Annotated in this window: 16 protein-coding genes; 14 read left to right on the top strand and 2 right to left on the bottom strand. The window is 69.7% G+C overall.

Annotated features, from left to right (window positions below; translation table 11 throughout):
• Positions 1-3 precede the first annotated feature (3 nt).
• From Val02_RS39630 to Val02_RS39570, 13 genes are all read left to right on the top strand, one after another.
• A complete protein-coding gene (locus Val02_RS39630; RefSeq protein WP_203904472.1) occupies positions 4-189 on the top strand; it encodes a Trm112 family protein in 186 nt (61 codons plus the stop codon).
• Positions 186-1,403 carry an SIS domain-containing protein gene (locus tag Val02_RS39625; protein ID WP_203904471.1) on the top strand — a complete coding sequence of 406 codons (1,218 nt, stop codon included), beginning with the start codon at positions 186-188 and terminating at the stop codon, positions 1,401-1,403. The genes Val02_RS39630 and Val02_RS39625 overlap by 4 nt, the downstream gene beginning before the upstream one ends.
• Positions 1,400-2,335, top strand: a complete 936-nt coding sequence (locus Val02_RS39620) for a cation diffusion facilitator family transporter (protein WP_203904470.1) — start codon at positions 1,400-1,402, stop codon at positions 2,333-2,335. The genes Val02_RS39625 and Val02_RS39620 overlap by 4 nt, the downstream gene beginning before the upstream one ends.
• Positions 2,335-3,489 carry a mannose-6-phosphate isomerase, class I gene (manA, locus tag Val02_RS39615; RefSeq protein WP_203904506.1) on the top strand — a complete coding sequence of 385 codons (1,155 nt, stop codon included), beginning with the start codon at positions 2,335-2,337 and terminating at the stop codon, positions 3,487-3,489. Before Val02_RS39620 ends, manA begins: the two co-directional genes overlap by 1 nt.
• 269 nt (positions 3,490-3,758) lie before the next feature.
• On the top strand, positions 3,759-5,237 hold the full coding sequence (gene ahcY / locus Val02_RS39610; protein WP_203904469.1) for an adenosylhomocysteinase: 1,479 nt from the start codon (positions 3,759-3,761) through the stop codon (positions 5,235-5,237).
• A 105-nt stretch (positions 5,238-5,342) separates the two neighbouring features.
• Positions 5,343-6,161: an iron uptake transporter permease EfeU gene (efeU, locus tag Val02_RS39605; RefSeq protein WP_203904468.1), complete on the top strand. Its 819-nt coding sequence runs from the start codon at positions 5,343-5,345 to the stop codon at positions 6,159-6,161.
• Positions 6,162-6,176: 15 nt separating this feature from the next.
• Entirely contained in the window at positions 6,177-7,313 is a 1,137-nt protein-coding gene (gene efeO / locus Val02_RS39600; protein WP_203904467.1) for an iron uptake system protein EfeO, read from the top strand.
• Between the two features lie 18 nt (positions 7,314-7,331).
• Positions 7,332-8,597: an iron uptake transporter deferrochelatase/peroxidase subunit gene (gene efeB, locus Val02_RS39595; protein WP_373318019.1), complete on the top strand. Its 1,266-nt coding sequence runs from the start codon at positions 7,332-7,334 to the stop codon at positions 8,595-8,597.
• 304 nt (positions 8,598-8,901) lie between these two features.
• Positions 8,902-10,626 carry an ABC transporter family substrate-binding protein gene (locus tag Val02_RS39590; protein ID WP_203904466.1) on the top strand — a complete coding sequence of 575 codons (1,725 nt, stop codon included), beginning with the start codon at positions 8,902-8,904 and terminating at the stop codon, positions 10,624-10,626.
• A 98-nt stretch (positions 10,627-10,724) separates the two neighbouring features.
• A complete protein-coding gene (locus Val02_RS39585; RefSeq protein ID WP_203904465.1) occupies positions 10,725-11,711 on the top strand; it encodes an ABC transporter permease in 987 nt (328 codons plus the stop codon).
• A 110-nt stretch (positions 11,712-11,821) separates the two neighbouring features.
• Positions 11,822-12,748: an ABC transporter permease gene (locus Val02_RS39580; RefSeq protein ID WP_203904464.1), complete on the top strand. Its 927-nt coding sequence runs from the start codon at positions 11,822-11,824 to the stop codon at positions 12,746-12,748.
• Positions 12,745-13,866 (top strand): ABC transporter ATP-binding protein, encoded by a 1,122-nt coding sequence (locus Val02_RS39575; protein WP_203904463.1) that lies wholly within the window; start codon positions 12,745-12,747, stop codon positions 13,864-13,866. Before Val02_RS39580 ends, Val02_RS39575 begins: the two co-directional genes overlap by 4 nt.
• Positions 13,863-14,927: an ABC transporter ATP-binding protein gene (locus Val02_RS39570; RefSeq protein WP_203904462.1), complete on the top strand. Its 1,065-nt coding sequence runs from the start codon at positions 13,863-13,865 to the stop codon at positions 14,925-14,927. Before Val02_RS39575 ends, Val02_RS39570 begins: the two co-directional genes overlap by 4 nt.
• Here Val02_RS39570 and Val02_RS39565 read toward each other — a convergent pair.
• Positions 14,924-15,859 carry an RDD family protein gene (locus Val02_RS39565; protein WP_239153682.1) on the bottom strand — a complete coding sequence of 312 codons (936 nt, stop codon included), beginning with the start codon at positions 15,857-15,859 and terminating at the stop codon, positions 14,924-14,926. The two genes, Val02_RS39570 and Val02_RS39565, sit on opposite strands and share 4 nt — an antisense overlap.
• 61 nt (positions 15,860-15,920) lie before the next feature.
• Here Val02_RS39565 and Val02_RS39560 point away from each other — a divergent pair, with 61 nt between their 5' ends.
• A complete protein-coding gene (locus Val02_RS39560) occupies positions 15,921-16,919 on the top strand; it encodes a stage II sporulation protein M (protein ID WP_203904461.1) in 999 nt (332 codons plus the stop codon).
• A gap of 24 nt (positions 16,920-16,943) precedes the next feature.
• Here Val02_RS39560 and Val02_RS39555 read toward each other — a convergent pair whose 3' ends face one another.
• A complete protein-coding gene (locus tag Val02_RS39555; protein WP_203904460.1) occupies positions 16,944-18,281 on the bottom strand; it encodes a DUF58 domain-containing protein in 1,338 nt (445 codons plus the stop codon).
• Between the last annotated feature and the right edge of the window lie 45 nt (positions 18,282-18,326).

The following is an 18,326-nucleotide window of genomic DNA, read 5'->3' as shown; positions in this document are numbered from 1 at the left end:
CAGATGGATGCGGCTCTGCTCGAACTGCTGCGCTGTCCCGATCAGGACCATGCCCTGCTGGCCTACGACGCGGCGGCGCAGACCCTGACCTGCACCGTGTGCACCCGGGTCTACCCGGTCCGGGACGGCATCCCGATCATGCTGATCGACGAGGCGACCGGCGGCCCGGGGAAGGCGGCGGGCGAGTGAGGCCGCTCGACGGGAGTGCCGGCGTCCGCGGCACCCGCAACGCCGACCACGCGCTGATCGACGACCTGCAGTCCGTGGAGGCGGCCGACCCGGGGCAGATGCTGCGGGCCACCGCCTCCGCGGGCGCGCAGGTGCGGGAGACCGCCGCGCTGGCGGCCGAGGTGGACCTGACCTCGCTCGGCGACGAGGGCCGGCCGCGTGCCGTCGTCGTCGCCGGCGTCGGCACCGCCGCGCGCACCGGCGACGTGCTGTCCACGGTGGCCGGGCCGCGCTGCCCGGTGCCGGTGATCTCGCACCGCAGTTCGGGCGTGCCCGGGTGGGTCGGCGCCGCGGACGTGGTGATCGCCGTATCGGCGTCGGGGCGTTCGCCGGAGGCGCTGGCCGCCGCCGACGCCGCGGGCCGGCGGGGCGCCCGCCTCGTGGCGATCGGCGCACCCGACTCGGAGCTGCAGAGCGTGGCCGAACGCGCGCGGGCGCCGTTCATCCCAGTGCCGCGCCGGTTCAACGCGCGCACCAGCCTGTGGGCGCTGACCGTGCCGGTGCTGTTGGCCGCGCGCGCGTTGGGGCTGGTCAAGGTGGCCGAGGCGGACTTCGCGGAGACGGCCGCCCGGCTGGACACCGACGCCGAACGGTGCCGGCCGACGCTGGAGTCGTTCGTCAACCCGGGCAAGACGCTGGCGCTGGACCTGGCCGGCTCGATCCCGATCCTGTGGGGCTCCTCGCCGCTGGCCACGGTGGCGGCGCACCGGTTCGCCGACACGCTGGCCGCCAACGCCCGGTACCCGGCAGTGGCGGGTGCGCTGCTGGAGGCGGGGCGTGGCCGGGTCGGCCTGCTCGACGGTGCCTACGGCGCCCTGAGCGAGAACGAGCGCGACATCTTCGCCGACCCCGGTGAGGGCGATCAGGACAACACCCGCATCCGGGTGGTGCTGCTGCGCGACGGCGGCCTGCGCGACGACAACGAGGACACGGCCGAGGAGAGCGACGAGCCGGCCAGCGTCGAGGAACGACGCGCCGACGCCGTGCAGCGCCTCGCCGAGCAGCGCGGCGTGCGGGTGAGCGTCGTCGAGGCCGAGGGCGGTTCGCAGCTCGAACGGCTCGCGTCGATGGTGGCCGTGCCGGACTTCGCCTCCATCTATCTGGGGCTCGCGCACGGGTTGGACCCGATGGCCGTTCCGGCGATCCAGGAAATGAAGGAGCTGACCAACTCATGAGTGCCGGTGGGGAGGGCGGCACCAAGGCGGTGGTGGCCGCGCTGGCGGCGAATCTGGGGATCGCGGTGACGAAGTTCATCGCGTTCTTCCTGACCGGTTCCTCGGCGATGCTCGCGGAGGCGATCCACTCGGTCGCCGACTCGGGCAACCAGGGCCTGCTGCTGCTGGGCGGCAAGACGTCGAAGAAGGCGGCGACGCCGCAGCATCCGTTCGGCTACGGGCGGGAACGCTACATCTACGCGTTCATCGTGGCCGTGGTGCTGTTCTTCGTGGGCGGCATCTTCGCGCTGTACGAGGCGTGGCACAAGTTCGCCGACCCGCATCCGATCGAGGAATGGGCCTGGGTGCCGGTGGTGGTGCTCGTGGTCGCGATCGTGCTGGAGTCGCTGTCGTTCCGCACGGCGATCGTGGAGACCAACAAGATCCGCGGGAACGCGTCGTGGAAGGACTTCGTGCAGCGTTCGCGGGTCCCGGAGCTGCCGGTGATCCTGCTGGAGGACCTGGCCGCGCTGGTCGGCCTGATCCTCGCGTTGTTCGGGGTCGGCATGACCCTGATCACCCACAATGGCATCTGGGACGCCGTCGGCAGCGCCGCGATCGGGGTCCTGCTGATCGTCGTGGCGGCGATCCTGGCGGTCGAGATGAAGAGCCTGTTGGTGGGTGAGTCCGCGACGGACGAGCAGGCCCGGGCGATCGACGCGGCGATCCGGGCCGGCGACGAGGTCGAGGACATCGTGCACATGAAGACGGTGCACCTCGGTCCGGAGGAGCTGCTCGTGGCGGTGAAGGTGGCGGTGCGCCACGACGACACGGCGGCCGACGTGGCCCGCGGCATCGACGCCATCGAACGGCGCATCCGCGAGGCCGTCCCGATCGCGCGCGTGATCTACATCGAACCGGCGCTGCGTAGTGCGGTGGGAGCAGGCTCTTGATCGAAGTGATCGAGGCGCCGATCCGGCCCTACGCGTGGGGTTCGCGCACGGCGATCGCCACGCTGCAGGGGCGGCCGGTGCCGACGGCGGAGCCGGAGGCGGAGCTGTGGCTGGGCGCTCACGCGGGCGCCCCGGCCGTGCTCACCGGCACCGGAACGCCGTTGGACCGCGCGGTGGCGGCCGATCCGGAGGGGCTGCTCGGCGCGGGTGTGGCGGAGCGGTTCGGCGCGCGGTTGCCGTTCCTCCTGAAGGTCCTGGCGGCCGAGGCGCCGCTGTCGCTGCAGGCCCACCCGGACCTGGACCAGGCGCGGGCCGGGTTTGCCGCCGAGGAGGCGGCGGGCGTCCCGCTCGGCGCGCCCAACCGCACCTACGTCGACGCCAACCACAAGCCGGAGCTGCTGGTGGCGGTGGAGCCGTTCGACGCGCTCTGCGGCTTCCGCGCGCCGGAGGAGTCGGCGGAGCTGCTGGCCGCGCTGCGGGTCGCGGCGCTGGGGGAGGTCGTCGACGCGCTGCGCGCGCCGGACGCGGCGACCGCGCTGCACGGCGCGGTCTCGCAGCTGGTGGAGCTTCCCGAGTCGGTGGTCGCCGCGGTCGTGTCCGCCGCGGCCGACCGCCCGGATTACGAGCTTGTGGGGGAACTGGCGAAGCGCTACCCCGGTGACCCCGGTGTGGTGCTGGCGCTGCTGCTCAACCGCGTGACGCTCGCACCGGGCGAGGCGGTCTGGATGCCGGCCGGCAATCTGCACGCCTACCTGCACGGGTTGGGCGTGGAGATCATGGCCGCGTCGGACAACGTGCTGCGCGGCGGGTTGACCCCCAAGCACGTCAACGTGCCGGAACTGCTGCGGGTGCTGCGCTACGAGGTGCTCTCGGACGCGGTGCTGCGCCCGGTGCCGGTGGCGCCCGGAGTGGTGACGTGGCCGGTGCCGATCGACGACTTCGCGCTGTACCGGGCGACGGTCGACGGCACCCCGGTCGAACTGCCCGGCGACGGCCCGCGGATCGTCCTGTGCCTGCGCGGCGAGGCGACGGTGGACTGCGGCGGGACGGCGGTGCGGCTGCGCGGCTGTGACGCGGCGTTCGTGCGGGCGTCGTCGAAGCCGGTGCTGGTGACGGGTTCGGCCGAGGTTTTTCAGGCGAGCGTCGGCCGCTAGTTTGTCCGTTTCTCCGGAAAAGCTTGACTTATCCCTGCCGGAGGGTAATCTCTTAACCACGCAGTGTCACGCGACGCAAGTCCGAGCCACGCGCGGGGGAACCAAACCGGGGGGAAGCACGGGGCGGTGGCGGGCATCACGCTCGTCACCGCCCCGTGCGCATAGGTGGACGTTTTCGGTCTCGCAACCGGTGTCGCGTAGGGTGGATGCGCCTTCTCAGCCTGCGGCGCCACACTCGCGCGCCGGGCAGACGCCGATCAGGAGATTTGATGACCAGTACCCTTCCGCGTGCCGAACGCCCGCAGACCGTGGCCGAGGGCGACTTCAAGGTCGCCGACCTGTCGCTTGCGGCCTTCGGTCGCAAGGAGATCCAGCTCGCCGAGCACGAGATGCCGGGCCTGATGGCCGTCCGCAAGGAGTACGCCGGCACGCAGCCGCTGCGGGGCGCCCGGATCACCGGCTCCCTGCACATGACGATCCAGACCGCCGTGCTGATCGAGACGCTGACCGCGCTCGGCGCCGAGGTTCGCTGGGCCTCCTGCAACATCTTCTCCACCCAGGACCACGCTGCGGCCGCGATCGCCGTCGGCCCCGAGGGCACCCCCGAGGCGCCGGCCGGCGTGCCGGTCTACGCCTGGAAGGGCGAGACCCTCGAGGAGTACTGGTGGTGCACCGAGCAGGTGCTGCTGTGGCCGGACGGCCAGGGCCCCAACATGATCCTCGACGACGGCGGTGACGCCACGCTGCTGGTGCACAAGGGGGCCGAGTTCGAGGCCGCCGGTGCCGTGCCGTCGCCGGAGACCGCCGACAACGAGGAGTACGCGATCATCCTCGGCGTGCTCCAGCGCTCGCTGGCCGAGGACTCGCAGCGCTGGACCCGGGTGGCCGCCTCGATCAAGGGCGTCACCGAGGAGACCACGACCGGCGTGCACCGCCTGTACGAGATGCTCCAGCAGGGCACGCTGCTCTTCCCGGCGATCAACGTCAACGACTCGGTGACGAAGTCGAAGTTCGACAACAAGTACGGCTGCCGGCACTCGCTCATCGACGGCATCAACCGGGCGACCGACGTGCTCATCGGCGGCAAGGTCGCCGTGGTCTTCGGCTACGGCGACGTCGGCAAGGGCTGCGCGGAGTCGCTGCGCGGCCAGGGCGCCCGGGTCATCGTGACCGAGGTCGACCCGATCTGCGCGCTGCAGGCGGCGATGGACGGCTACCAGGTCGCCACCATCGACGACGTGGTCGAGACGGCCGACATCTTCATCACGGCCACCGGCTGCTTCAACGTCATCACCGCGGAGCACATGTCGCGGATGAAGCACCAGGCGATCGTGGGCAACATCGGCCACTTCGACAACGAGATCGACATGGCCGGCCTGGCCAAGCTCGACGGCGTGACCCGCACCGTCATCAAGCCGCAGGTCGACGAGTGGCGCTTCGCCGACGGCCACACGATCATCGTGCTGTCCGAGGGCCGGCTGCTCAACCTGGGCAACGCCACCGGTCACCCGAGCTTCGTCATGTCGAACTCGTTCACCAACCAGGTGATCGCCCAGATCGAACTGTTCACCAAGACCGACCAGTACCCGCTGGGCGTCTACACGCTGCCCAAGCACCTCGACGAGAAGGTCGCCCGGCTGCACCTGGACGCGCTGGGCGTCAAGCTGACCGAGCTGACCAAGGAGCAGGCGAGCTACCTCGGCGTGCCGGTCGAGGGGCCGTTCAAGCCGGACCACTACCGGTACTGATCTACCTGCACAAAGAGGGGCCGGGATCACCCTCCCGGCCCCTTTCCGTTTCCTGTGAGCCGCAGCTAAGGTCAGCCTGACCTAACCTCGCATCCAGGGAGCGCCATGACCGCGAGCTACCTCATCGGGCTGCGGGAGGGGCTGGAGGCAACGCTCGTCGTCAGCATCCTCGTGGCGTTCCTGGTCAAGAGCGAGCAGCGCGCCTACCTGAAGCTCGTGTGGGCGGGCGTCGCGGTCGCCGTGCTGCTCTCCGTGGGCGTCGGGGCGCTGCTGGAGTTCACCGCCGCCAACCTCACGTTCGAGCAGCGGGAGGCGTTCGAGGCCATCACCTCGCTGGTGGCCGTGTGCTTCGTGACGTTCATGATCTTCTGGATGCGGCGGATGGCCCGCAGGATGGCCGGCGAGCTGCGCGAACAGCTGGCCCAGGCGATCCGGGTCGGGCCGGTCGCGGTCGTCGTGATGGCGTTCCTGGCGGTGGCCCGTGAAGGGCTGGAGACGGCGGTGCTCTTCTTCGCCGCCGCGCAGGGGTCCACGGCGTCGCCGTTCGTGGGCATCGCGCTCGGGGTTCTCACGTCCGTGGTGCTCGGCTGGCTGCTGTACGCCAGCGCCGTGCGGATCAACCTCACCCGCTTCTTCACCTGGACCGGTGCGCTTCTCGTGCTGGTCGCCGCCGGCATCCTCAAGTACGGCGTGCACGACTTCCAGGAGTCCGGCATCCTCCCCGGCCTGAACGATCTCGCCTACAACGTCGAGGCGACGTTCCCCGGGGACTCGTGGTACATGGCGCTGCTCGCCGGGATGTTCAACATCACGTCGACGGCGTCGGTGCTGGAGAGCATCGCGTGGGTCGCCTACGGCGTTCCCGTGCTGGTCCTCTTCCTCCGGCCCCGGCGCACCGCGCCCGCGCCGGTCCCCGCTGCTTGAGATCCAAGGAGAACCATGCGCACCCGAACCTCCCTCTCGGCGCTGTTCGCCGCCGCCCTCGCGGTGACGGCGCTGACCGCCTGCGGGGAAGAAGACTCCGGCGGTGACGCGCCGAAGGACGGCAAGATCACTGTCACCGCGTCCGACACCGAGTGCAAGGTGGGCCGCACCGAGGCCGACGCCGGCACGCTGACGTTCACCATCACCAACAAGGGCAGCAAGGTCACCGAGTTCTACGTGTACGCCTCCGGCGACCGGGTGATGAGCGAGGTCGAGAACATCGTCCCGGGCATCACCCGCGACATGATCGTCGAACTGCCGGCCGGCACCTACGAGACCGCGTGCAAGCCGGGCATGGTCGGCAAGGGCATCCGCGGCGCGTTCAAGGTGAGCGGCTCGGCCGCCCCGCTGACCGCCGACGCGAAGCTCGCCGAGGCGACCGCCAGCTACCAGCGCTACGTGAAGTCGCAGACGGCGGCGCTGATCGAGAAGACGACCGAGTTCGTCAACGCCGTCAAGGCCGGCCAGGCGGAGCAGGCCAAGGCGCTCTTCCCGGTCTCGCGTACCTACTGGGAACGCATCGAGCCGGTGGCCGAGATCTTCGGCGACCTCGACCCGGCGATCGACGGCCGCGAGGACGGGCTGGAGCCCGGCCAGGAGTTCACCGGGTACCACAAGCTGGAGCAGGACCTCTGGGAGAAGAAGGACATCTCGAAGTCCGGTCCGATCGCGGACAAGCTCCTGGAGGACGTCAAGAAGATCGTGGAACTGGCGAACTCCACGACGCTCTCCCCGGTACAGCTCGCCAACGGCGCCAAGGAACTGCTCGACGAGGTGGCCACCGGCAAGATCACCGGCGAGGAGGACCGCTACTCGCACACCGACCTGTGGGACTTCCGCGCCAACCTCGAGGGCTCCAAGGCGGCGATCGCGGCCCTGCGCCCGGTGCTTGAGGAACGCGACCCCGCGCTGGTCAAGACGCTGGACGAGAAGTTCGCGGCGGCCGAGGCCGCGCTGGACAAGCACCGCGCCGGGGACGGCTGGAAGCTGCACAACGAGCTGAGCGAGGCCGACCTCAAGGAGCTCAGCGACACCATCAACGCGCTCGGCGAGCCGATCAGCAAGGTGGCCGAGGTCATCGCGCGCAAGTAGACAGGTAGGGACACAGCCATGCGGATGAACCGGCGCACGGCCATCGGGCTGGCGGCCACCGGTGCCGTCGGCGCGGCAACGACGGCGGCGCTCGTCGCTCAGGGGCCGGAGTCGCATCCGGTCGCGGCCGGCCAGCACGGGTCGGCCGCGGCGGTGCCCTTCTACGGCGACCGCCAGGCCGGCATCACCACACCGATGCAGGACCACCTGCACTTCGTGGCGTTCGACGTGGTCACCACGAAGCGCGAGCAGCTGGTGGACCTGCTGCAGACCTGGACGGCCGCCGCCGCGCGGATGACCGCCGGTCTCGACGCCGGAACGCTCGGCGCGGTGGGCGGTGCCCCGGAGGCGCCGCCGGACGACACCGGGGAGGCGCTGGGCCTACCGCCGTCCGGCCTGACGCTCACGGTCGGGTTCGGTCCGTCGCTGTTCCGCGACGCGGCCGGCAAGGACCGGTTCGGGATCGCCGATCGGCGGCCGGAGGCGCTGCAGGAGCTGCCGCGCTTCCCGGGCGACGCCATCGAGGCCGGCATCTCCGGTGGTGACCTGTGCGTTCAGGCGTGCGCGAACGACCCCCAGGTGGCCGTGCACGCGGTCCGGAACCTGGCCCGTCTGGGCATGGGTGTGGTGTCGGTGCGCTGGTCGCAGCTCGGCTTCGGGCGCACCTCCGCCACCTCGCGCGCACAGGCGACCCCGCGGAACCTGTTCGGGTTCAAGGACGGCACCCGCAATCTGAAGGCCGAGGAGACCGCCGCGCTGGACGAGCACCTGTGGGTGCCGGGAGCCGACGGGCCGGCCTGGATGGTGGGCGGCACGTACGCGGTGGTTCGCAAGATCCGGATGCTGGTCGAGACGTGGGACCGCACGTCGTTGACCGAGCAGGAGGCGATCGTCGGCCGGACCAAGGGCGAGGGCGGCCCCCTGGGACGGACGAACGAGTTCGACGAGGCGGATTTCGCCCTTCAGGGAGCGGACGGCGAGCCCGCCATCGGTGAGGTTGCGCACATCCGGCTGGCCCACCCGAGCAACAACCAGGGGGCTCGGCTACTGCGGCGGGGTTACAACTTCGTGGACGGTTCGGACGGGTTGGGCCGCCTCAACGCCGGCCTCTTCTTCATCTCGTACCAGCGGCACCCGGGACGCCAGTTCGTTCCCGTGCAACAGAAACTGGCGCGACATGACGTTATGAATGAATACATCCGCCACGTCTCCACTGGGGTTTACGCCTGTCCTCCGGGGGTACGGGCGGCCGACGAACACTGGGGCGCAACACTTTTCGGTTGACGAGCGAAGCCCGTTTCCGGCCGGTAAATTGTCCGGATAGATAGGGACAAGTCAGACAGAAAGTGGTAACAATCGATCCCATTCTTCAGCCTTTCGGTCAGCGCTTATCCTACGAACGGACTACCCGCATAACTGCGCTGGCGCGTCCGCATAACGGGACAGTCACGAATCTCCGTCGGCCCTTGGCGCCGCGCGTCGCGCGTCGTTTCCTTTAGGCACTACACAGCAATCGGTCGGCCGCGGTCCATGTCTCGTGGGTCGGAGCCTTTCTGCGACCGGGATGCGGTAGCTGACTGGAGGGAACATGCGCACTCGATCCAAGAGGCTGGGCGGCCTCGTGGCGATTGCTGCGGCGTCGGTGTTGGTCATCAGTGCCTGTGGCACGAGCGGTGGCGGCGACAAGCAGCAGTCCTCCCCAGGCTTCGCGGCCTGCGAGGAGAAGCCGAACGAATGCAACAACGGCCCCACGAAGCCCGGGGGCTCGATCGTTGTTGCGCTCGAAAAGCCCATTCCGAACTTCAACGTGCTGGACTCCGAGGGCAACGTCTTCGAGGCCGGCCAGATCATGAACGCGACCACGCTGACGCCGTTCACGAACCAGCCGGACAACTCGGTGAAGTGGAACAAGAACTGGCTCGCCGAGGAGCCCAAGCTCCTGTCGACGACCCCGCAGACGGTGCAGTACAAGATCCGCAACGAGGCAGTCTGGGACGACGGCACGCCGGTCTCCGCCAAGGACTTCCAGTGGAACTGGAAGTCGCTGAACGGCAAGGACTGCCCGAAGTGCACCCCGGCCTCGACCAGCGGCTACGAGCTGATCACCGCGGTGGAGGGCTCGGACAACGACAAGACCGTCACGGTCAAGTTCGACAAGCCCTACCCGGACTGGAAGGGCCTGTTCCAGCTGTTCCCGGCGCACAAGGGTGCTCAGCAGGGTGACATCAACACCCCCGAGGGCCTCGAGAAGGCGTGGGAGTACTTCAAGGCCAAGCCGGACTGGACCGGTGGCCCCTACAAGGTCAGCGAGTACCAGCAGGACGTCTCGGTGACCCTGGTGCCCAACCCGAAGTGGTACGGGACCAAGACCTCGCTGGACAAGATCACGTTCCGCATCATCACCGACCAGGCGCAGCAGCTGCCGGCGATGCAGAACAAGGAGATCCAGGTCATGGTCTCCCAGCCCAACAAGGACATGGTCGACAAGGTCAAGGGCATGGCCGGCGTGAACTTCAACCTGTCGAAGGGCCCCACCTGGGAGCACATCGACATCAACACGAAGAACACGTACCTGGCCGACGTCGCCCTGCGGCAGGCGATCTTCACGGCGACCAACCGCCAGGAGATCATCGACAAGACCGTCGGCTCGTACTTCCCGAGCGCCGCGCCGCTGAACAACCACATCTTCATGCCGGGTGCCCCGGGCTACAAGGACGTCATCACGTCCACCGGCCAGGGCAAGGCGGATGTCGAGGCGGCCAAGAAGATCCTGACCACGGCCGGTTACAAGATCGAGGGCGACAAGCTCATCGGCAAGGACGGCCAGCCGGTCCCGGCGTTCCGGTTCCGCTACACCGCGGGTAACCAGGGTCGTCAGCAGTCGGCCGAGCTCTTCCAGGCGCAGATGAAGAAGATCGGTGTCGAGATCAAGATCGAGCCGACCACCAGCCTCGGTGGCACCACCTCGAGCGGTGACTACGACATCATCATCTTCGCGTGGGTCGGTACCCCGTACGTCGGCGACAGCGTCTCCATCTGGAGCACCGGTGGCGGCCAGAACTACGGCAAGTACTCCAACACGCAGGTCGACGCGCTCATGAAGGAAGCCTCGCAGACCCTGGACGAGACGAAGATGCGCGAGCTCTTCAACCAGGCCGACGAGATCATGGCGAAGGAAGCCTACGTGCTGCCGCTGTACCAGAAGCCCGTCTTCCTGGCGGTGTACGGCGACTACATCAACATCCGCAACAACCCGACCAACGTGGGTCCGACTTACAACATCGAGGAGTGGGGCCTGAAGGCCGACTCGTGAGGTAAGTAAGCCCAAGCTCGCAACGCTGTCGGGGACCCCGGACGCTTACCCGGCGTCCGGGGTCCCTCGACAACGGCGGGTCACTCCCCGGAGGACTCATGCTCGCCTACACCATCCGACGCATCCTGGTGGCGATACCGGTGCTGCTGGTCGCGTCGATGATCGTCTTTACCCTCACGCTCTTCACCGGTGACCCGGTGGAGGAGAAGTACGCGGGACGCAACCCACCGGTCCCGCAGCAGACCATCAACCTCGAGCGCGAACGCCTCGGTCTCGACAAGCCGGTCGTGGTCCAGTACGTGACGTGGCTGAAGAACCTCGTCACGAAGGGCGACTTCGGGCCCTCGATCGAGTCGACCCGCGACATCGGCGGCGAACTGGGCAAGCGCATCTTCGTGACGCTGCGCCTGATCTTCTTCGCGATCGTGCTCGCACTGGTGCTGGCGATCATCTCAGGCGTGCTGAGTGCGACAAGACAATATTCGAAACTCGACTACACGTTCACGTTCCTGGGCTTCATCTTCCTGGCGATGCCCGCCTTCTGGGTGGCGGTGCTGCTCAAACAGGGAGCGTTGCAGTACAACGAGGCCACCGGCACGCGGACCTTCTTCACCATCGGCGAGCGCTCGGTCGAGACCGAACCCGGCCTGTTCAACGCGTTCGCCGACATCTTCGGCCACATGATCCTGCCGACCATCTCGCTGGCGTTGATCACGTACGCGGCGTGGAGCAGGTTCCAGCGTTCGTCGATGCTCGAGGTGCTCAACAGCGACTACGTGCGGCTGGCGCGGGCCAAGGGGCTGAGCCCGCGCAAGGTGCTGGTGCGGCACGCGCTGCGCACCGCGCTCATCCCGATGACGACCGTGAGCGCGCTCGGCATCGCGCAGCTCATCGGCGGGGCCGTCATCACCGAGACGGTGTTCCAATGGAACGGCATGGGCAGCTACCTGATCACGTCGATCGCCACCCGGGACCGTTACGCCGTCATGGGCTGGCTGCTCGTCGCAGGTATCTTCATCGTCGTCGGCAACCTCGTCGCGGACCTGCTGTACGGCATTCTCGACCCGAGGATCAGGTATGAGTGAGCGACAGAGCGGCGCGGCGTCGCCTGGACTGAGGAGTGCAGGGAGCGCAGCGGCCGGAGCGACGAGGGAAGGCGGCGCCGGTAGCGCTGCTCCGAGCGAACGGGCCAGCAATGAGTGACATCCAGAGCCCTCCGGTGCCCAAGGCGCCGGTTCCCGCCGGGTCGACGGAACGCGAGTTCACCGTCAAGGAACGCACCCAGTGGCAGATCGTGGTGCGGCGCTTCCTGCGGCACCGCCTGGCGGTCGTCAGCCTGATCGTGTTGATCCTGCTGATCCTGTTGGCCTACATCGGCCCGCTGGTGTGGATCCACAAGCTCGAGGATCTGGACTCGCCGACCGACATCATGATCTCGGCTTCCAACCCGATGGGCACCGACAGCCTCGGGCACGACATGTTCGCCCGGGTGCTGCGCGGCATGCAGCAGTCGATCAAGGTCGCGGTCATCGTGGCGGTGCTCTCCACCGGCATCGGTGCCCCGTACGGTGCGATCGCCGGCTACTTCGGCGGGCGGGTCGACACGATCCTGATGCGCATCTGCGACGTGCTGCTGACCCTGCCGCTGCTCCTGGTCGCCGGCGCGCTGGTCACCGGCCGCGGCGGTAGCGTCCTGACGGTGGCCCTGGTGCTGGGCCTGCTCGGCTGGGTGGTCAACGCCCGCGTGGTGCGCGGTGTCGTGCTCTCGCTGCGCGAGCAGGAGTTCATCGAGGCGGCGAAGGCGCTCGGGGCGGGCACGTTCCGGATCGTCTTCAACCACCTGCTGCCCAACGCGACGGGCGCCATCATCGTCCAGGCGACGCTGGACATCGCGGCGGCGATCCTGGCCGAGTCCGCGCTGTCGTTCGTCGGGCTGGGCGTGCAGCCGCCGGACACGTCGCTGGGCGTGCTGGTCAACGACGCCCGTAGCGCCGTGGAGACGCGGCCGTGGCTCTTCTACTGGCCCGGCATCATGATCATTCTGATCGCCCTGACCATCAGCTTCATCGGCGACGGTCTGCGCGATGCGTTCGACCCCCGACAGATGAGGCAACGCCGATGACCGAATCGACCGATATCACGCTGGACCGCAGCGGGGCCGCCCCGAAGTCCGACGTGGTGCTCGAGGTGGACAACCTCACCGTCGAGTTCCCCACGGACGACGGGGCCGTGCAGGCGGTCCGGGGCGTCAGCTACCAGCTGCGCCGCGGAGACGCGCTCGGCATCGTGGGCGAGTCGGGTTCCGGCAAGTCGGTGACGTCGCTGGCGGTGCTCGGCCTCCTGCCGAAGACGGCCCGGGTCAAGGGCTCGGTCAAGCTGCTGGGCGAGGAGCTCATCGGCAAGCCCGAGAAGGAGTACGCCAAGCTGCGGGGCAACAAGCTGGCGATGATCTTCCAGGACCCGCTGACCTCGCTGAACCCGGTGTACACGGTCGGCTACCAGATCGCCGAGGCGATCCTGGCGCATCACGACGTGTCGAAGAAGGCGGCCCGCGACCGGGCGATCGACCTGCTGAAGACGGTCGGGATCCCGTTCCCGGAGCAGCGGGTCGACAACTATCCGCACGAGATGTCGGGCGGCATGCGCCAGCGCGTCGTGATCGCGATCGCGATGGCCAACGACCCCGACGTGATCATCGCGGACGAGCCGACCACCGCCCTGGACGTCACCGTGCAGGCACAGGTGCTGGAGGCGCTGGAGGCCGCTCGCAACGAGACCGGCGCCGCCATGGTGCTGATCACGCACGACCTGGGCGTCATCGCCGGCCACGCCGACCGGATCTGCGTCATGTACGCCGGGAAGCTGGTCGAGAAGGGGTCGATCGACGACGTCTTCTACCGGCCGCGGATGCCGTACTCGCTCGGCCTGCTGGGCAGCCTGCCCCGCCTCGACGAGTCCGGCAAGGATCGGCTGACGCCGATCGTCGGTTCGCCGCCGTCGCTGCTGAACCTGCCGCCGGGGTGCCCGTTCACCCCGCGGTGCCCGCTCGCGCAGGACGTGTGCGAGCAGGAGGAGCCCGGCCTCTACCCGACCGGCGATCCCGAGCACGTGGCGGCGTGCCACTTCCACGAGCGTCTCGTCGGGGTGAGTTCGTCCGACCTGTTCCGGCCGATCTCCGTCGACACCGAGGACCTGACCGCCGCCGACCTCGCGCCGGTGGACCTGGAGGGACAGAAATGACGGCTCCTACCAGTCTCGGGAAGCCCGAGCCGGAGGCGACCAAGGCAGAGCCGGTCCTGTCGGTGCGCAATCTCGTCAAGCACTTCCCGGTCCGCTCCCGGGGCCTGGTCCGCCGCAAGATCGGTGACGTGCACGCCGTCTGCGACGTGTCGTTCGACCTCAACGAGCGGGAGACGCTGGGCCTGGTGGGCGAGTCCGGCTGCGGCAAGACCACCACCGGGCGGGTGCTGCTCAACCTGGTCAAGGCCACCTCCGGGCAGGTCATGTACCAGGGCAAGGACCTGACCAAGATGTCCGCCTCGGACATGCGGCCGCTGCGGCGGGACCTGCAGATCGTGTTCCAGGACCCGTTCGCGTCGCTGGACCCGCGCATGACGATCAACGAGATCGTCGCGGAGCCGCTGCGCATCCACGGGCAGTACGGCTCGTCCGAGAAGGGTCGGGGCCAGGTCCGCGAACTGCTGCGCACCGTGGGTCTCAACCCGGAGCACGGCAACCGGTACGCGCACGAGTTCTCCGGTGGTCAGCGGCAGCGCATCGGCATCGCGCGGGCACTCGCACTACGGCCGAAGGTGCTGGTGCTCGACGAGCCGGTGTCGGCCCTGGACGTGTCGATCCAGGCCGGCGTGATCAACCTCCTGGAGGACCTCCAGGCGGAGCTGGGCCTGTCGTACCTGTTCATCTCGCACGACCTCTCGGTCATCCGGCACATCGCCGACCGGGTGGCGGTCATGTACCTCGGCCGCATCGTCGAGACGGCGCCGGTGGAGCAGCTGTTCCGCACGGCGGCGCACCCGTACACGCAGGCGCTGATCTCGGCGATCCCGCTGCCGGACCCGCAGAAGGAGCGCACCCGCAAGCGCATCCTGCTCACCGGCGACGTACCGAGCCCGGTCAACCCGCCGAGCGGGTGCCGGTTCCGGTCGCGGTGCCCGAAGTTCGCCAACGAGCTGAGCGAGGGTGAGCGGCAGAAGTGCGTCAACGAGGTGCCGGCGCTGGTCGACCGCGGTGAGGGGCACCGCAGCGCGTGCCACTACGCCGAGGCGATGAAACTGATCTAGGAGACCGGTGTGGCCGGGCGGAGCGGTGAGGGATCCCCTTGCGGCCCGCCCGGCTTGCTTTCCAGCGGGGGAACGGGCGAACGCACCGCCGCCCACACCGAGGCGCTCACCTGACGGCCGGCGGCGAGACGATGGGCCGCCCGCCGGTGACGTTCCGCCAGAACAGCCGCGAGGTAGGCCCAACCGGGAGTGCCCGGCGGCGGCGGGGGAGTCGTGCACGCGGCCACCTCGGAGGCGAGGCGCACGCCGAGCCGACTACGGACCGGCTCCCGGATCCGGCGGTTGCGGGCCAGGTAGTGACGAACGGCGAGCGCGAGGTCGTCGCTCAGCCCGGTCAGGTCCAGCAGCGGCGCCCAGTGCTGCAACGGCGGCGGCATCCGCGGGATCCAGCCCCACGCCGCCGGGGTCCGCTCGTGCACGACGATCGTGCCCGCCGCGAGGTCGCCGAGTCGCCGGCCCTGCCGCTGGGCGATCATCGTGGCGAGGCTGACGCCCCAGGTCAACGGCACCAGCACCATGCCCGGCCACTCCAGCGCCACCCCGACCAGGCAGCGGGTGAGCGCGTGGCGGAAGCGCACCGGCCCGCCGTCGACGCGGACCACCCGCACGCCCATCACCGCCTTGCCCACCGAGCGCCCGTTGAACGCCGTCTCGGCCGTCACCGGATACCCGACCAGCACCGTCACCAGGCAGGCGACCGCGATCGCGCCGAACAGCGCCTCGTCGATCTGCGCACCGGTGATCGCGATGCCGATCCCGATGCCGGTGAGCAGCAGCGCGGTCGCGGAGACCTGCAGAAAGATGTCGATCATCAGGGCCAGCGCGCGGGAGCCGATGCGTGCGACGCGCACCTCCAGCTCGACCGCCTCGCCGCTGACCAGCCGGTCGACGGTGGACTCCGGCTCCTCCAGCGCCCACTTCGTGGTCTCCACGGCCTGAAGCCTAGTTGCGCTGTCACCCTGCGCGTGGCCCCGATGGTGTTGACTGTTCCCCGTGGATCTCGACGCGTACGTCGCGGAGCACGCCGGCGAGTGGCGCCGGCTCGACGAGCTGTCGTCCCGGCGGCGACGCCTGAGCGCGGCCGAGTCCGACGAACTGGTGACGCTGTACCAGCGGACCGCGACGCACCTGTCGGCGGTGCGCAGCCGTTCGCCCGACCCGGCGCTCGTCGCCCGGCTCTCCCGGCTGGTGCTGCAGGCGCGCGGCGCGCTGACGGGCGGGCCGCAGTTCTCGTGGCAGATGGTGGCGCGGTTCTTCACGACGACGTTCCCGTTGGCGGCGTACCGGGCGGCGCCGTGGTGGGTCGGGGTGTCGCTGACCTTCTCGGCGTTCTCCGCGCTGGTGATCTGGTACGTGGCGAGCGATCCCGAGGTCGCCGCGCGGTTCTTCCCGCCGGAGGCCGTCGACGAGCTGGTCAACTCCGGCTTCGCCGCGTACTACACCGAATATCCGGCGCAGAACTTCTTCCTGCGGGTCTGGACCAACAACGCCTGGCTCGCCGCGCAGTGCCTCGCCAGCGGGGTGCTGATCCTGCCGGTGTTCTACCTGCTCGCCGTCAACGCCCTGAACGTCGGCGTCGTCGGCGGGGTGATGATCGGTAACGGGGGCGCGGAGACGTTCTTCGGGCTGATCATCCCGCACGGGCTGCTGGAGCTGACGGCCGTGTTCGTGGCGGCCGGGTTCGGGCTGCGGATCGGGTGGGCGTGGATCGCGCCGGGGCCGCTGCGCACCCGTGGGCAGGCGCTGGCCGAGACCTGCCGCGAGGGGATGCTGGTGGCGCTGGGGCTGGTGCCGGTTCTGCTGATCAGCGGGTTGATCGAGGCGTTCGTGACGCCGTCGGGGCTGCCGACCGCCATGCGGATCATGATCGGGGTGTCGGCGTGGCTGGGGTTCATGGGCTACGTGTTCGTGCTCGGGGCCCGCGCCAGCCAGGCGGGGGAGAGCGCGGATCTCGACGCCGACCTGCGTGAGGCGTCGGTGCCGGTCGCCTGATCCTGGTTTCCGGCGGCGGCTGATCTAGAGGCGGCCGATCGCCTTCAGGGCCAGATACTGGTCGGCCACCTTCGAGGCGAACAGTTCCACCGGCGCGTCGACCACCTCGACGCCGTAGCGGACCAGGGCCGTGCGCACGCGGTCGCGTTCGGCCAGCGCGCGGTGTGCCGCTGCGGCGGTGTAGACGTCGGCGGCCGTGTGCGGCTTGGCGGACGCGAGCGCCTGCAACGCCGGGTCGTGCACCGCGGCCACCACCACCTTGTGCCGGGTGGCCAGGCGCGGGAGCACCGGCAGGAGGCCCTCGGCGAGCGCACCCGGTTCGAGCGCGGTGAAGAGCACCACCAGGGCGCGCTTGCGCTCGCGCCGCAGCACCTCACCGGCGACCAGCCCGAAGTCGGTCTCCACCAGCGCCGGCTGCAGCGGCGCCATCGCCGACACCAGCTGCCACAGCAGCGTGCGCTTGCCCGGGTTGGCCACCGACGCGCGCACCGCCGTGTCGACCGCGAGCAGGTCCACCCGGTCGCCGGCCCGTGCGGCCAGCATCGCCAGCAGCAGGGCCGCGTCGATCGCCGCGTCCAGCCGTGGTTCGTCGCCGATGCGGGCCGCCGAGGTCCTTCCCGTGTCGAGAACGCACAGGACCCGGCGGTCGCGTTCCGGGCGCCACGTGCGGACCACCACGTCGGAACGGCGTGCGCTGGCCCGCCAGTCGATCGAGCGCACGTCGTCGCCGATCACGTACTCGCGCAGGTTGTCGAACTCCGTGCCCTGCCCCCGCCCCCGGGTGACGACGGAGCCGTCCAGCACGCGCAGCCGGGACAGCTTCTCCGGCAGCAGCCGCCGCGACTCGAAGCGCGGGTACACCCGCAGCGTGAACGCCGGGGTGCGCTGCCGGTAGAACCCGGCCCGGGCCTGCCGGTACGCGAACCCCAGGGGCCCGTACGAACGCACCGTGACGCGCACGGCCGGCCGGTCGCCGCGCCGCGTGGGCGTGAGTCGGGTCGTGAGCGTCAGCCGGTCACCCGGTTCGACCCCGGCCTCGTGGTCGAACGGCGTCGCCCCGGCCGACGGCACCCAGGCGTCGCGCACCCGGGCCCGCAGGAACCGCGGCGAGTCGTTGTGCACGATGAGGTCCACGCTGGTGCTCTCGCCCAACCAGATGGCCTTCTCGCCGGTGCGGGAAAGCCGGATCGCGTTGAGCGGCGCGGCGACGGCCAGGTCGGCCAGGCACAGCAGCGCCACCAGCGCCACGATCACCCCGGCGGCGATCCACGGCCCGCTGCCGGTCGGGTCGCCGAAGAGCCCGGCCAGGCCGACGACGACCGCCCCGACGGCGACCAGAACGGCCGCCCTGCCGGTGATCATGTTTCCCGCTCAGTGCACGGCTCCGCGTTGCCCGCGCTCGAAAGG

Origin of the sequence: Virgisporangium aliadipatigenens (genome assembly GCF_016863615.1) — a bacterium.
Lineage (GTDB): Bacteria > Actinomycetota > Actinomycetes > Mycobacteriales > Micromonosporaceae > Virgisporangium > Virgisporangium aliadipatigenens.
This window is presented reverse-complemented; position numbering and strand designations above follow the sequence as displayed.

Excerpts from the sequence above, each read along its gene's own strand:
- efeU (WP_203904468.1), top strand. The coding sequence starts at position 5,343 with ATGACCGCGAGCTACCTCATCGGGCTGCGGGAGGGGCTGGAGGCAACG.
- Val02_RS39570 (WP_203904462.1), top strand. The coding sequence starts at position 13,863 with ATGACGGCTCCTACCAGTCTCGGGAAGCCCGAGCCGGAGGCGACCAAG.
- Val02_RS39580 (WP_203904464.1), top strand. The coding sequence starts at position 11,822 with ATGAGTGACATCCAGAGCCCTCCGGTGCCCAAGGCGCCGGTTCCCGCC.
- efeO (WP_203904467.1), top strand. The coding sequence starts at position 6,177 with ATGCGCACCCGAACCTCCCTCTCGGCGCTGTTCGCCGCCGCCCTCGCG.
- Val02_RS39585 (WP_203904465.1), top strand. The coding sequence starts at position 10,725 with ATGCTCGCCTACACCATCCGACGCATCCTGGTGGCGATACCGGTGCTG.
- Val02_RS39620 (WP_203904470.1), top strand. The coding sequence starts at position 1,400 with ATGAGTGCCGGTGGGGAGGGCGGCACCAAGGCGGTGGTGGCCGCGCTG.
- efeB (WP_373318019.1), top strand. The coding sequence starts at position 7,332 with ATGCGGATGAACCGGCGCACGGCCATCGGGCTGGCGGCCACCGGTGCC.
- Val02_RS39575 (WP_203904463.1), top strand. The coding sequence starts at position 12,745 with ATGACCGAATCGACCGATATCACGCTGGACCGCAGCGGGGCCGCCCCG.
- Val02_RS39590 (WP_203904466.1), top strand. The coding sequence starts at position 8,902 with ATGCGCACTCGATCCAAGAGGCTGGGCGGCCTCGTGGCGATTGCTGCG.
- ahcY (WP_203904469.1), top strand. The coding sequence starts at position 3,759 with ATGACCAGTACCCTTCCGCGTGCCGAACGCCCGCAGACCGTGGCCGAG.
- Val02_RS39555 (WP_203904460.1), bottom strand. The coding sequence starts at position 18,281 with ATGATCACCGGCAGGGCGGCCGTTCTGGTCGCCGTCGGGGCGGTCGTC.
- Val02_RS39630 (WP_203904472.1), top strand. The coding sequence starts at position 4 with ATGGATGCGGCTCTGCTCGAACTGCTGCGCTGTCCCGATCAGGACCAT.